At 70.5% G+C, this 13,868-nt stretch carries 10 protein-coding genes; 4 read left to right on the forward strand and 6 right to left on the reverse strand.

Translation table 11 applies throughout. The annotated features are described in order from the left end of the window. Positions 1-372 precede the first annotated feature (372 nt). Positions 373-2,163 carry a hypothetical protein gene (locus AOK17_RS26525; RefSeq protein WP_055615068.1) on the forward strand — a complete coding sequence of 597 codons (1,791 nt, stop codon included), beginning with the start codon at positions 373-375 and terminating at the stop codon, positions 2,161-2,163. 81 nt (positions 2,164-2,244) lie between these two features. Here the strand turns inward: AOK17_RS26525 and AOK17_RS26530 are convergent, their stop codons facing one another. From AOK17_RS26530 to AOK17_RS26550, 5 genes are all read right to left on the reverse strand, one after another. Then, positions 2,245-3,084 (reverse strand): carbohydrate ABC transporter permease, encoded by an 840-nt coding sequence (locus AOK17_RS26530; protein ID WP_055615069.1) that lies wholly within the window; start codon positions 3,082-3,084, stop codon positions 2,245-2,247. Further along, complete coding sequence (locus tag AOK17_RS26535) at positions 3,081-4,445, reverse strand: ABC transporter permease (RefSeq protein WP_055615070.1); 1,365 nt, start codon at positions 4,443-4,445, stop codon at positions 3,081-3,083. The genes AOK17_RS26530 and AOK17_RS26535 overlap by 4 nt, the downstream gene beginning before the upstream one ends. A 5-nt stretch (positions 4,446-4,450) precedes the next feature. Beyond that, a complete protein-coding gene (locus AOK17_RS26540; protein WP_055615100.1) occupies positions 4,451-5,776 on the reverse strand; it encodes an ABC transporter substrate-binding protein in 1,326 nt (441 codons plus the stop codon). 71 nt (positions 5,777-5,847) lie between these two features. Further along, positions 5,848-7,521: a glycoside hydrolase family 13 protein gene (locus AOK17_RS26545; RefSeq protein WP_055615071.1), complete on the reverse strand. Its 1,674-nt coding sequence runs from the start codon at positions 7,519-7,521 to the stop codon at positions 5,848-5,850. Positions 7,522-7,682: 161 nt separating this feature from the next. Beyond that, positions 7,683-8,957: an ABC transporter substrate-binding protein gene (locus AOK17_RS26550; RefSeq protein WP_055615072.1), complete on the reverse strand. Its 1,275-nt coding sequence runs from the start codon at positions 8,955-8,957 to the stop codon at positions 7,683-7,685. 165 nt (positions 8,958-9,122) lie between these two features. Here AOK17_RS26550 and AOK17_RS26555 point away from each other — a divergent pair, with 165 nt between their 5' ends. From AOK17_RS26555 to AOK17_RS26565, 3 genes are all read left to right on the forward strand, one after another. Further along, positions 9,123-9,638: a PadR family transcriptional regulator gene (locus tag AOK17_RS26555; RefSeq protein ID WP_055615073.1), complete on the forward strand. Its 516-nt coding sequence runs from the start codon at positions 9,123-9,125 to the stop codon at positions 9,636-9,638. Further along, positions 9,635-10,408 (forward strand): ABC transporter ATP-binding protein, encoded by a 774-nt coding sequence (locus tag AOK17_RS26560; RefSeq protein WP_055615074.1) that lies wholly within the window; start codon positions 9,635-9,637, stop codon positions 10,406-10,408. The genes AOK17_RS26555 and AOK17_RS26560 overlap by 4 nt, the downstream gene beginning before the upstream one ends. Before the next feature lie 158 nt (positions 10,409-10,566). Beyond that, positions 10,567-12,858: an ABC transporter permease gene (locus tag AOK17_RS26565; RefSeq protein WP_055615075.1), complete on the forward strand. Its 2,292-nt coding sequence runs from the start codon at positions 10,567-10,569 to the stop codon at positions 12,856-12,858. Positions 12,859-12,907: 49 nt separating this feature from the next. On the opposite strand, the gene AOK17_RS26570 is transcribed toward AOK17_RS26565, so the two are convergent. Continuing rightward, positions 12,908-13,858 carry a DUF3824 domain-containing protein gene (locus AOK17_RS26570; RefSeq protein WP_055615076.1) on the reverse strand — a complete coding sequence of 317 codons (951 nt, stop codon included), beginning with the start codon at positions 13,856-13,858 and terminating at the stop codon, positions 12,908-12,910. Positions 13,859-13,868: the final 10 nt, after the last annotated feature.

The following is a 13,868-nucleotide window of genomic DNA, read 5'->3' on the forward strand; positions in this document are numbered from 1 at the left end:
GCGCGGGGAACTGCGCGGCCGACCACAGCACACCCGCACCTGCACCGCCGCCCCCAACACCGGCACCCCGAGCGGCGCAGGACTTCGGGACCAACTCCTCCACGAGGGTGCTCTTCGCCGCCGAGCAGGCCTCCCTGCTCCCTCGCACAAGGTTCATCTCTCCCGGCCCAGAAGGCACTTACGCCTCCCTCCCCGCTTCCTGCCTCATCTCGACCGAAGCGGCGAGATCAGTTGATGTTCACTCAGTAACAGCATCTACGGACTCCGGTCACAACTCTTGACGTGTGGTTCACGTGGATGAAGCATTCATCGGCGAGAGAGCGCTCCCAGAACCCCCCACCGTTCATTTCATGAACCAGGAGTGTCGCCCCCATGAGCCCTTCCCCCACAGATTCCTCGTCCTCCGGCAGAGCTCCCCTCGCCCGCCGGTCGGTTCTCGGCGCCGTGGCCGCGGCGGCAGCCGCGCCGGGGCTGCTCGCCCTGTCGTCGTCGGCATCCGCAGCTCCCGCCCGGGCCCTGCCGGGAGGTGGCGATCTCGGCCCGAACGTCATCGTCTTCGACCCGTCCACCTCCGGTATCCAGGCCAAGCTGGACCAGATATTCGCCCAGCAGGAGACCGCGCAGTTCGGCACGGGCCGCTATCAACTGCTGTTCAAGCCGGGCACGTACAACGGGCTCAACGCCCAACTCGGCTTCTACACCTCCATCGCCGGGCTCGGCCTGTCTCCCGACGACACCTCGATCAACGGGGACGTGACCGTCGACGCGGGCTGGTTCAACGGCAACGCGACCCAGAACTTCTGGCGTTCGGCGGAGAACCTCGCCCTCACCCCGGTCAACGGCACCAACCGCTGGGCGGTCGCGCAGGCCGCTCCGTTCCGGCGCATGCACATCCGGGGCGGTCTCAACCTCTCCCCCAACGGCTACGGCTGGGCCAGCGGCGGCTACATCGCCGACAGCCGCATCGACGGCACGGTCGGTCCGTACTCGCAGCAGCAGTGGTACACCCGCGACAGCTTTGTGGGCGGCTGGCTCAACGCCGTCTGGAACATGGTGTTCTCGGGCGTCGAGGGCGCACCGGCACAGACCTTCCCGAACCCGCCGTACACCACGCTCAACACCACGCCGATCTCCCGCGAGAAGCCGTTCCTCTACCTCAACGGCACGGAGTACCGCGTCTTCCTGCCGGAGAAGCGCGTCAACGCGCGCGGCACCACCTGGGGAAACGGCACGCCCCGCGGTACGTCACTGGCGCTGACGCAGTTCTACGTGGCGAAGCCCGGCGTCAGCGCCGCCACCCTCAACGAGGCACTCACGCAAGGCCTCCATCTGCTGCTGACGCCGGGGATCTACCACCTCGACCGGCCGATCCAGGTCAACCGTGCCAACACCGTGGTCCTCGGCCTCGGTTACGCCACTCTGATCCCGGACAACGGTGTCACCGCGCTCAAGGTGGCCGATGTCGACGGCGTCCGCCTCGCGGGCTTCCTCATCGACGCCGGGCCCGTCAACTCCGCCACGCTGCTGGAGGTCGGCCCCACCGGCGCTTCGGCCGACCACTCCGTCAACCCGACCACGGTGCAGGACGTCTTCATCCGCATCGGCGGCGCGGGCGCCGGCAAGGCCACCACCAGCATGGTGATCAACAGCCGCCACACGATCATCGACCACACCTGGGTCTGGCGCGCCGACCACGGCGCCGGAGTCGGCTGGGAGACCAACCGGGCCGACTACGGCGTCCGCGTCAACGGCAACGACGTGCTGGCCACCGGGCTGTTCGTCGAGCACTTCAACAAGTACGACGTCCAGTGGTACGGCCAGGGCGGACGCACCATCTTCTTCCAGAACGAGAAGGCGTACGACGCTCCGAACCAGGCCGCCATCCAGAACGGCACGATCAAGGGGTACGCGGCCTACAAGGTCGCCGACACCGTGACCACGCACGAGGCATGGGGCATGGGCAGCTACTGCTACTACAACGTCAATCCGGCGATCCTCCAGCACCACGGATTCGCGACGCCGGTCAATCCGAACGTGAAGTTCCACAACATCATGGTCATCTCGCTGGGCGGTCAGGGTCAGTACGAGCGCGTCATCAACGACACGGGCTCGCCGACCTCCGGATCGAACACGGTGCCGTCCGTGGTGACCTCGTACCCGTGACCGGACCACCGTGAGGGACCGGTAGGGGGCGGGAGGCGGGAAATCCACCCCCGCCTCCCGCCTCCCGCCTCCCGAGGGACGTCACTTCACCGACCCGGCCATAACTCCCTGCACAAAGTGCTTCTGGAAGGCGAAGAACACCACCACCGGCACCACCAGTGACAGAAACGCCCCGGGCGCGAGCACATCGATGTTGCTGCCGAACTGCCGGATCTGCGACTGGAGTTCAACCGTCAACGGCTGCGAGGAACTGTCGGCGAAGAGCAGCGCGACCAGCATGTCGTTCCAGACCCACAGGAACTGGAAGATGGCGAGGGAGGCGATGGCCGGACGCCCGACCGGCAGCACGAGCCGCGTGAAGATCCGCCACTCCCCGCCCCCGTCCATCCGCGCCGCCTCCAGCATCTCCTTCGGCATCTCGGCGAAGTAGTTCCGCAGCAGGAAGATCGCGAACGGCAGCCCGTAGGAGACGTGGAACAGCACGACTCCGGGAATCGTGCCGAACAGCCCCATCTGCCCGAAGAGTTTGGCCACCGGCAGCAGCCCGATCTGCACGGGCACCACCAACAGCGCGACCACCAGCAGGAAAAGGGGATCACGGCCGGGGAAGTCCAGCCAGGCGAAGGCGTACCCGGCGAGCGCGGCGATGACCACGACGAGGAATGTGGTCGGCACCGAGATCAGCACGGTGTTCCAGAACGCCTGCGTCATCCCCGAATTGCCCAGCAGTGCCGAGTAGTTGTCGAAGGACAGCTGCCCGGGAGAGGCCAGCGCGGTCCACCAGCCACCCGTCGCGGTCTCCTGCGCGGACCGCAGCGAGGAGAGGAACAGCCCGGCGAGCGGAGTGAGCCAGACCAGGCCGATCACCACCAGGAACGCCTGCACGAGGCTGCTCGCGAGCCCCCGCCTGATCGCGTTCATCGCTGACTCCCTCGGAAACGGCGGACGTTGAAGACCATGGCGGGGATGACCAGGAGAAGGAGCAGCACTCCCAGCGCGCTGCCCAGGCCCTGGTTGTTGCCGCCGCCGAAGGACACCAGCCACATCTGGGTGGCGAGCACGGTGGCGTCCTCCTGCACCGGTCCCGGCGCGATGATGTAGACGAGGTCGAAGACCTTCATCACGTTGATCACCAGGGTCACGAAGACCACGGTGAGGACGGGCGCGAGCAGCGGCACGGTGATCCGTCGGAAGATCTGCCACTCGTTGGCGCCGTCCATCCGGGCCGCCTCCAGCGCGTCACGCGGCAGGGCGGCGAGCCCGGCCCCGATCAGCACCATCGCGAAGCCGGTCCAGATCCACAGGTACGCGCCGATGATGGCGGGCGTGACGAGCGCGGGACCGAGCCAGGAGATGCCCTCGTACGGCGCGGCGAAGTTCGAGGCGGGCAGCCGCACGGTGTACGAGCCCGGATCGAGGCCCTTGAAGCGGAAGGAGCCGTCGGCCGCGGTGGTGGCGCTCGCGACCGCCTTTCCGTCGCGCACCGCCTCGGCCTTCATCCCCGGCAGCCCGCTCTCCGTCCTGTCGACCTTGCCCTGCTCCCCTCCCCCGCCCCGTGTGAAGTCCAGGTAGACGACGCCGCGCAGTTCGTCGGCCGACGCCTTCCGCCCGGACGCCGGGTACGCCGGCCGCGCGTCCCCGGGCAGGTCCTCGGCGCGTACGCCCACCAGGCCGAGCCCGACGGTGTCGCCGGGAGACGCGGCGGCCGTCGTACCGTACGAGCCGTCCGCGGCCTTGGTCAGGCCCTGGCCGTCGCGGGCCCGGGCGTTCGGGTACGACGACGCGTCCTTGAAGGCGTCGTGCACGGAGACGGCGGCGGCGTTCAGGACGCCCTTCTCGGGGTCCTCGTCGTATGCGAGGCGGAAGATGATGCCCGCGGCGAGGAAGGAGACGGCCATCGGCATGAACAGCAGGAGTTTGAACGCCGTCGCCCAGCGGATCTTCTCGACGAGGACGGCCAGGACGAGGCCGAGCCCGGTGAGCAGCGTCGGCGCGACGACGACCCAGATGGCCGTGTTCCGGACGGCCGTGAGCGTGGCGGGGTCGCGGAACATCTCGGTGTAGTTGTCGCCGCCCACGAACCGGTCACCGGAGGCGTCGAAGAAGCTGCGGCCCACGGAGAACAGCACGGGGTAGACGACGAGCGCGCCGAGCAGGAGCAGGGCGGGGAAGACGAACGCGAGGGCGATGACGCGTGCCCGGCGCCGGGCACGGCGTTTGCGTTCGTGGTCGGCCGGGGCGGCGGGCGGCGGGCTCGCCTCTTTGAGGAGCGTGGCGGTCACGGCGATCAGCCCTTGTACGCCTTGGCAGCCGCCTGCTCCAGCGCGGCAGCGGTCCCCTTCGGGTCGGACGGGTCGCGCAGGAAGTCCTGGAGGAGCTTCCACTCGCCGGCGCCCTTGGTGCCACCGAACGCCGCCGGGGCCTGGTCCGACATGTCGAAGCGGACCGAATCCCCGGCGTCCACCAGGGACTTGGCGGTCTCGCGGGTGATGTCGTCGCCGTAGGAGGCGAGGTCGAGCTTCTTGTTCGGGGAGAGGAAGCCGCCGACCTCGGCCCAGACCGCGGAGGCCTCGGGGGTCGCAAGGTACTCCAGGAACTCCATGGCGGCCTTCTGGTTCTTGCCGTCCTTGAGGACGACGGCCGCGTCGCCGCCGCTGACCACGGGCGCCTTGCCGGTGCCGACCGCGGGGAAGGGGAAGAAGTCCGCGTCCTCGCCGATCTTTTTGCCGAACTGGTCCTTGGCGACACCGGCCACGAAGTCGCCCTCGTAGACCATGCCCGCCGTGGGCTCGGGCCCGAAGACCTTCTCGACCGAGCCGGGGAAGTCGGTGTTGAGCGCGCCCTTCTGGCCGCCGGCTATCAGCTCCTTGTCCTTGAAGAGCTTGCCGAGGGTGGTGAGGGCCTCGACCACGGTCGGGTCGGTCCACTTGATCTTGTGGGCGGCCAGGGCGTCGTACTTCTCGGGTCCTGCCTGCGAGAGGTAGACGTTCTCGAACCAGTCGGTGAGGGTCCAGCCGTCCTGTCCGGCGACGGAGAAGGCGGCGAGGCCCGACTCCGAGACGGTCTGCCCGGCCTTGAGCATGGCGTCGTACGTCGTCGGTGTCTTGACGCCCGCCTCGTCGAGGGCGTCGGGGCTGTACCAGACGGTCGACTTGTGGGCGGCCTTGAAGTACAGGCCGTACAGGGTGCCGTCGACGCTGCCGTAGTTCTTCCACACGCTCGCGTAGTTGCTGCCTATGGACTGCTGGGCGGTCTTGGAGAGCGGCTTGAGCCAGCCCTCCTTCGCGAACTGCTGGAGCACGCCGACCTGCGGGACCATCACCACGTCGGGGGCGTTGCCGCCCTCGATCTTGCTGCCGACGACCGTGGAGACGTTGTCACCGGTGGAGGTGAACTGGGTCTTGGCGCCGGTCTTCTCGGCGAACGCGTCCAGGACCTTCTGGAAGTTCTTCTGCTCGCTGCCGGACCAGACACCGGCCACGTTGATCGTCTGGCCGTTGAGCGGCTTGTCGCCGCCGCCTGCGGAGACGTCGCCGCCTCCGCAGGCGGTGGCACCGAGGGACAGCGCCAGGGCTATGCAGCTCGTGAGCAGGGTCGTGCGTCGTCGCATCATCATTGATGTCCTTCGAGGGCAGGGAAATTGACGGGCAGTCAGCCGAGGTGAGTGGTGCGGGAGTCGGCGGCTCAGGGGTTGGTGCAGTCGCTGATCCACCAGGCGGCCGTCGAGCCGGGCAGGACGCCGGGCGCGCAGGGGCCGCTGGACAACAGAGGGGTGCCGGAGACCGGCGCGGGCGTCGGTGCCGTACCGAAGTTGACGGCGCATACGAGGCCGTCGCCGCGGACGAAGGCGAGGACGCCGGGCTGGGTGTCCAGCCAGCGCAGCGCGCCCTCGCCCAACTGGGGCAGTCCGGCCCGCAGTTGGAGTCCGTCGCGGTAGAGGTGCCAGAAGGAGTGGGTGTCGGCGAGGGCGCGGTCGGTGGCGTACTCGGCGAAGTAGGCGGGCTGCGGCAGCCACGGCTTGGCGCTCTCGGCGCCGGAGGTGAAGCCGAACGGCGAGGCGTGCCCCGACCACGGCAGCGGCACCCGGCAGCCGTCGCGGATCCGGGCGCGGCTCCCGGTGCGGCGGAAGATCGGGTCGGTGAGCACGTCGTCGGGCAGATCGACGACCTCGGGCAGCCCGAGTTCCTCGCCCTGGTAGATGTACGCGGCTCCGGGCAGCGCCAGCATCAGCAGCGCGGCGGCGCGGGCGCGGGCGGCACCCAGGCCGCTGCCTTCGGTGCCCAGTTCGCCGTAGCGGGTGACCGTGCGGACCTGGTCGTGGTTGTTGAGGACCCAGGTGACCGTCGAGCCCGTGCCCGCGATGTCCTGCATGGCGTGGGAGATGACCTTGCGGAAGGCGTCCGCGTTCCAGGGCGCGCTGAGCAGGTCGAAGAAGAAGGCCTGGTGCAGCTCGTCGTGGCGTACGTACAGGGCGTGTTCGCGGGCGGTCGGCACGGAGACCTCGCCGACGAGCAGCCGCTCCTGGCCGTCGCGGGCGGTGTACTCCTCGCACACCGACCGCCAGTGCCGCCAGACGTCGTGCACCTCGGGCTGGTTCCAGGCGAGCGGGTTGACCGAGTCGCGGGTGCGGGCGTCGGCCTCGGGGTCGGGCGAGTCCGGCAGGTCGGGGTGCTTGTAGAGGCCGGCGGCGACGTCGATGCGGAAGCCGTCGACGCCCCGGTCGAGCCAGAAGCGCAGGGCGTGGTCGAAGTGGGCGCCGACCTCGGGGTTGCGCCAGTTCAGGTCGGGCTGCTCGGTCGTGAACATGTGCAGGTACCACTGGCCGGGGGTGCCGTCCTGCTCGGTGACCCGGCTCCAGGCGGGGCCGCCGAACATGGAGTGCCAGTTGTTGGGCGGTTCGGACCCGTCCGGGCCCCGGCCGTCGGCGAAGTGGAAGCGGGCGCGGGCCTCACTGCCCGGTGCCGCGGCCAGTGCCTCCCGGAACCACGGGTGCTCCTCCGAGCAGTGGTTCGGGACGATGTCCAGGAGCACCTTGATGCCGAGCCGCCGGGCGTCCGTCATCAGCAGGTCGAACTCGCTGAGGTCACCGAAGACCGGGTCGACGTCGCAGTAGTCGGCCACGTCGTAGCCGTGGTCGTGCTGCGGCGAGGGGTAGAAGGGGCTCAGCCAGACGCCGTCGACGCCCAGCTTCTTCAGATACGGCAGTCCGGCCCTGACTCCGGCGAGATCGCCGATGCCGTCCCCGGTGCTGTCCAGAAAGCTCCGGACGTAGACCTGGTAGATCACTGCGTCGCGCCACCAGCGGTGCTTGTCGATCGTCACCCGTTGACCTGTCTGTGCGTGCCTCCGGTTATGCATGCATGTTAAGTAGCCGTGTCGCGCAGGTGTCAACGAGTTGGCGGAGAGTCCTCAGAAATTGGGGTTTAATAACAGGATATTTCTATCCAATGAGACCGAAGGTGAGACGCGCGCGTTACCTAACAAGTAACTAGGAACCGTCGAGTGCGAGGGAAGAAGGCTCAGCCCCGGCGGGAGATGTCCGCCAGCTCGCGCGCGAGACGCCGCACCGCGGCCCCGGGCGTCTGGCGCCCGGTCATCGCGTCCTGCACCACGGCCTGCACGGCCAGGCTGACCTGGTCGTAGCGCGGGCTCTTGGGACGCGGCGCCGCCGCCGCGACGCTCGCGCGGAGCGTCGGCAGATACGGGAACCGCCGGATCAGCTCCGGGTCCCGGTAGAGCGCGGCCCGCACGGGCGGCAGCGCACCCTTGGTGAGGACCTGCCGCTGCACGCGCTCGCTCGTCAGGTAGGCGATGAGGCGCGCGGCGGAATCGGGGTGATGGGCATGCGCGCTGACCGCGAGGTTGGAGCCGCCGAGCACACTCGTGCCCGGCCCGTCGGGCCCGGGCAGCGGCACAGCGCCGATCTTCCCGGCGACCTCCGAGCCCTTGGCGGAGGCGCCGACATAGGCGTACGGCCAGTTGCGCAGGAAGAGAAGACGGCCGTCCTGGAAGGCCTGCTTGGACTCCTCCTCCTTGTACGTCAGCGCCTTCTTCGGGATCCAGCCGTCCCGCACGCCGCGGGCGAGGAAGCCGATGCCCTCGCGGGCCGCCGCCGAGTCGACGGTGACGCGCTCGCCCTCGTCGCCGAGGATCGTGCCGCCCGCCGAGTAGACCGCCTCGGCGGCGTTCACCGTGAGCCCCTCGTAGGGCAGGAACTGGCCCGCGTAGCCGTCGAGTCCGTACTTCGGCGCGATGGCCTTCGCCTGTTTCTCCAGCTCGGCCCAGGTGCGCGGGGGCGCGACGCCCTCCTTGTCGAGGATGTCCTTGCGGTAGAGGAGCAGTCCCGCGTTGGTGACGTACGGGACCGCGTACAGCCGTCCGTCGTACGTCGCCGTGTCCTCGACCTGCGGCAGGAAGCCGTCGAGCGCAAAGCGGTCCCGGGACAGCGGGGAGATCCAGCCGGCGGCGGCGAACTCCGAGGTCCAGGCGACGTCGATGTTGAGGATGTCGAAGCGGTTCCGGTCGCCGCCGCGCAGGTCGGTGGTCATCTGCGCGTGGGTCTCGTCGGCGGAGTCCGGGAGTTCGACGAGGGTGACCTTCTCGCCGGGGTGGGTACGGTTCCAGCCGTCGAGCAGCGGACCCAGATAGCTGGTGAGATCCCCCGCGGTGGCCAGCGTGAGCGGACCCCGGCCGCCGCCGCGCGCTCCGTCCGCCTGCGCGCCCGAGGCGACGTAACCGGTCAGAACCACCGCCGCGACCAGGAGTCCCCTACCCGCGGCATGTATCCACCGCATAGGTTCCTCCTTGGTACTCCGGCTGCCGGGCACCTTCGCCCGGAGTCAGAGGCCATGTATACCTGTTAGGTATGGGCGATACTAGGGCCTGCGGCACATCGGCCCCTCAACACCGGCTGGAGCGCCCCGAAGGCGAACCGAGAGAAAAGGCGGAGGAGAGCACTGGTGCGGCTGCCCCTCCTGGCCCTGCTGGCGCGCGGCCCGGCCCACGGATACGAGCTCAAGCAGGACCTTGAGCAACTGCTGGGCTCCGCGTACCCTCAGCCGAACGTCGGCCAGATCTATGTGACGCTCGGCCGCCTCGAGAAGTCGGGACTGATCGAGGGCGAGGAAGTCGAGCAGTCGAGCCGGCCCAACAAGAAGATCTACCACCTCACCGAAGCCGGGCGTGAGGCGCTGCGCGCCTGGTACGAGGAGACGGCGGACGAGCCGCGCGTGCGGGACGAGTTCTTCATGAAGCTCGCCCTCGCGCCGCAGACCGGACTCGCCGACCAGATCACCCTGATCAACAAACAGCGGCGCGAGTACCTGAACACCATGCGCAGCCTGTCGAAACTCGCCGCCACCGAGAGCCGGGACAACCGCATCTCCCAGCTGCTCATAGAGGGCGCCATGCTGCATCTGCAGGCCGACCTCGACTGGCTGGAACGCTGCCAGGAGGAATTGGAGGAGCTGGAGTGAGCCGCACCGCTCCTTCGTCGCACGCCGAGGGCGCTCCCCTGCTGCGTGCCGAGGCCCTGGTCAAGACCCACTACGGCGAGGGCGCCCCCGCGCATGCCGTACGGGGCGTGGACCTCGCCGTACGGCAGGGTGAGTTCGTCGCCGTCACGGGCCCCTCGGGCGCCGGGAAGTCGACGCTGCTGCATCTGCTCGGCGGGCTCCAGCGACCGGACTCCGGCAGCATCTGGCTGGACGGCGTGTGCACGGACGCGTACAGCGAGGCCCGCTGGGCGGTCGAGCGCCGGCGCCGCATCGGCATCGTCTTCCAGTTCTTCAACCTGGTCTCGAACCTGTCGGTCGCCGACAACGTCGAGCTACCCGCCCTGCTCGCCGGCCTCTCCCCCAAGCAGGCGCGCGCCGAGCGCGAGCGGCTCCTCGCCGAGCTGGGCCTGGAGGGCAAGGAGCGCAGCATGCCGGGCGAGCTGTCCGGCGGCGAGCAGCAGCGGGTCGCGCTGGCCCGCGCCCTGGTCAACCACCCGCCCCTGCTGCTGGCCGACGAGCCCGCGGGCAGCCTCGACAGCAAGGGCACCCGCGAGGTGACCCGGCTGCTGTCCCGCTTCCACGAGCGCGGCCAGACCATCGTGCTGGTCACCCATGACGCACGGCTCGCGAGCGCCGCGGACCGGGTGATCAGCTTCTTCGACGGCCGGATCGCCGACGACGCGGAGCTGGACACCGCGCCCGCGCGCCGCGGCACGGGGATATCCGGCGTGCTGGAACTGAGGGACTGAGCGGCGTGCGCGAGCCTCTGCCGAAGACCGTCTCCCCGGACCTCTCCGCCGTGCACGGGCCGTGGAGCCGCTGCTTCGCGCGCGGGCCGCGGAAGCAGCCCTTCGCGCACGGACCCCGGAGCCGGCCCTTCGTGCGCGAGCCGAGGGGCTGAGCCGCCGTGCGGGCCACCCTGCGCTGGGCGCACGCCGATCTGCGCACGCATCGCGGCGAGGCGCTGTTCATCGTGCTCGCCACCACCGGGATCGTCGCCTCGCTGCTGCTGGCCACGGCACTCTTCGGGTACGCGACCAACCCCTGGCAGCGTGTCTTCACCCAGTCGCAGGGCGCGCACGTATGGATCCACACCGGCCCGTCGGCCGACGCGCGCGAACTCTCCGACGTGGACGGCGTCACGTCCGTCGCGGGCCCGTACCCCACCGCCGCGGCCACCGTCGAGTCCCGCGGCACCCGCGCCTCCGTCGAGCTGCGCGGCATCGTCGGCCGGCCCTCGACCGGCCGTCCGCTGCTCACCTCCGGCCGCTGGCTCGACCCCGCCGCGCCGGACGGTGTGGTGCTGGAGAGCAGCCTCGCCCGGGCGCTGTGGGCCGAGCCCGGGGACACCCTCACCGTGCCCGGCACCGCACGGACCCTGACCGTCCTGGGCGTCGCCGACAGTGCCGAGCCCCGCTACAGCCCCGGGGAGCGGCCGGGCCTCGTGTGGGCCCTCCCCTCCGCCGTACGGCAGACCGACGGGCGCGGCGGCCAGGTGACCGGCCTGCGGCTGACCGATCCCGGGGACACGGACTACGCCGTCCAGCGGGCCGTCACCCTGCTCGGCGCCGGAGCGGTCACCGACGTCTCGCACTGGCAGCAGGCACGGTCGGAGGCCCAGGGCGGCAACCGGCTGCTGGGCCAGGTTCTCGGCCTGTTCGGTCTTGGCGCCCTGGTCGCCGCCGCGCTCGCCGTGCACGGCGCGATCGGCACCCGTATCCGCGGCCATCTGCGGGACATCTCGGTCCTGAAGGCGATCGGCTTCACCCCGGGCCAGGTGGTGCGGATCTTCCTGCTCCAGCATGTGGCGTTCGCGCTCCTCGGCGCCGTGCTCGCCACCGTCCTCATCCAGGCCCTGGGCAGCCGGGTCCCGGGGCGTCTCGGGGACGCGGTCGGGGTGTGGCAGGGGCTGCCGGGGCACACGGCGGCACTGCTCGCCGTACCCGTGGCCGCGGTGCTGTTCATCGCCGCGACGACCGGGCTCGCCGCCTGGCGTGCCGGACAGGTGCCTCCGGTGCCGGGGCTGCGGGCCGCGGCCCCGCTCGGCGGCCGGCTGTCGGGCCTGGCGCGCGGGGCACTCGGCCTGCGGCTGCCGTCCGCGCTGGTCCTGGGCTGGCACAAGGCGTTCTCGCGCCGCCCCCGCTCGCTGGCCACACTCGCCCGGCTGGCCCTGCCGCTGCTGCTGATCGTCGTGGCGATGAGCGCCTGGAGCACCATCGACCGCTTCCAGACCAGGCCCGACCAGATCGGTCTCGCCGCCGCGCTCACCGTACGGGCCGACGAGACCCTGACCGATCCGGACGTACGCGCCCTGCTGGCCCGGAACCCGCAGGTCGACGCCGTCCACCCGGGCGTCGAGGTGGCCGCCCTGGTCCCCGGCCAGACGGGCACGATCGCCCTGCGCGGACTCGGCACGCAGAAGGATCCGTACCCGTTCTCGCTGGCGGAGGGACGCCCAGCGCTCGGCCCCGACGAGGCGGTGGCCGGTCAGGGTCTGCTCGACCTGCTGGACGTACGCGTCGGGGCATGGGTGCGGATCACGGTGGGCGCGGAGCCGCAGATCCTGCACATCGTCGGGCGCAGCATCGAGCCGGAGAACGGCGGCCGGGTCATCTCCACCTCGCTCGACACCCTCCGGGAGAACCACCCGGGGCTCGGGCCGGCCCTCTACCAGCTCCAGCTGCGCCCCGGCGCGGACCCTCAGCGGGTGGCCGCGGAGCTGACCGAGGCCGCGCACGGGGACATCAGCGTGCACGCCGTGCCGAACCCGGCCGACGGGCTCTCACCGCTGCGCGGAGTCGTCGTGGGACTGATCGCCGTACTGGCCCTGATCGGCCTCATCGAGCTGCTCACGGCGATCGGCGGCACGGTCCGCGAGGGCGAGCGGGACCTGCTGGCGCTCAAGGCGATCGGGCTGACTCCACGGCAGATCACCGCGATCACGGTGACGGCCACGGGGTGCACGGCGCTGGGCGCGGTCCTCGTCGCCGCGGCGCTGGGGGTGCCGCTCGCCCACTGGCTGATCGACGCGCAGGGCAGGTCGAGCGGTATCGGCGCCGGGATCGCCCGGGGGCCCTCCCCCGGACTCCTGCTCCTCCTCGGCACGGCCGCCGTGCTCGGCGCCGCCGCGCTGGCCGCCCTGCCCGCGGCCAGGTCGGCCCGCCGCCGGCTCGCGGACACACTGAGCGCGGTGGCCTGAGCCGCCGGGTCGGGTCGGGTCAGGCCGGGTCGGTCACCACTCCGGACGGTCAGGACCGGTACGGCGACTGCGGCGGCTGGGGCGGTCCGTACGGGTTGCCCTGGCCGTACGGCGGATACGGCACACCGTTGCCGGGCGGGTACGGCTGGCCCGGCGGCATGTACGGCTGACCGGGAGGCGCGTACGGCTGCCCCGGCGGCGGGTACATGTTCCCCTGGGGCGGCACGAATCCGTTGTTCGGTGCGTACGGGCGCGGAGACGGGAGTGTCGACGGATGCGCGCTCAGCCGGATGCCGTGGTGGCGTCGGAGCCGGTGCAGCTCCAGGGCGGCGATGCCCGTGACCGTCAGCGGGGCGCCCAGGATGAAGACGACCCCCAGCTTGAAGCTGAGCCCGTGCAGATCACCGGTGACCAGGTCCGGAAGGGCCATCAGCCACGTTGTCACGGTGGCGAGCAGCGCCGGCAGGGCGCGGTGCACGGCGGCGGAACCGAAGAAGTTCCCGGACAGCTGCACGGCCCCGTACATCAGCATGCCGGTGATCCACATCGCCGGCAGGCCGAGCACCACCGTCCAGATGGTGCCGAGCTGGATCGACAGCTGCCACAGCAGCACCGTCCCGACGACCATGACGATGAAGAGCAGCAGCAGCTTGAGCGAGTTGAACAGGGAGCCGCGCAGCTCGCGGATCCGGCCGGTGCGCCGCCAGACGAAGAGCATCACGCCCACGGTCAGCGGGGTGATGAACAGCAGCACGAGGGCCGCCACCACGATGTTCTCGAGTACCTCGTTGAAGTCGAACTTGCCCTCCACGAACGTGTACACGCCGAACGCCGCCACAGCTCCGGCAACGACACGTACACGCTTGAGGCGCTCCACCGACGGATCGACCGCCGGCGGGATCCACGCCGGGTGGAACACCGCCTGGGCCACGGCCTTGGGCTGCAGAATCGACGCCACCGACAGATTGCGGCTGAGCCATCTTCCGCGCGAACCAGCCATGTTCAGCTCC

This window comes from Streptomyces phaeochromogenes, from assembly GCF_001418655.1.
GTDB classification, from domain to species: domain Bacteria; phylum Actinomycetota; class Actinomycetes; order Streptomycetales; family Streptomycetaceae; genus Streptomyces; species Streptomyces phaeochromogenes.

Bases quoted from the DNA above. Each gene is read 5' to 3' on its own strand.
- AOK17_RS26525 (WP_055615068.1), top strand. From the start codon at position 373: ATGAGCCCTTCCCCCACAGATTCCTCGTCCTCCGGCAGAGCTCCCCTC.
- AOK17_RS26530 (WP_055615069.1), bottom strand. From the start codon at position 3,084: ATGAACGCGATCAGGCGGGGGCTCGCGAGCAGCCTCGTGCAGGCGTTC.
- AOK17_RS26540 (WP_055615100.1), bottom strand. From the start codon at position 5,776: ATGATGCGACGACGCACGACCCTGCTCACGAGCTGCATAGCCCTGGCG.
- AOK17_RS26545 (WP_055615071.1), bottom strand. From the start codon at position 7,521: ATGCATAACCGGAGGCACGCACAGACAGGTCAACGGGTGACGATCGAC.
- AOK17_RS26550 (WP_055615072.1), bottom strand. From the start codon at position 8,957: ATGCGGTGGATACATGCCGCGGGTAGGGGACTCCTGGTCGCGGCGGTG.
- AOK17_RS26570 (WP_055615076.1), bottom strand. From the start codon at position 13,858: ATGGCTGGTTCGCGCGGAAGATGGCTCAGCCGCAATCTGTCGGTGGCG.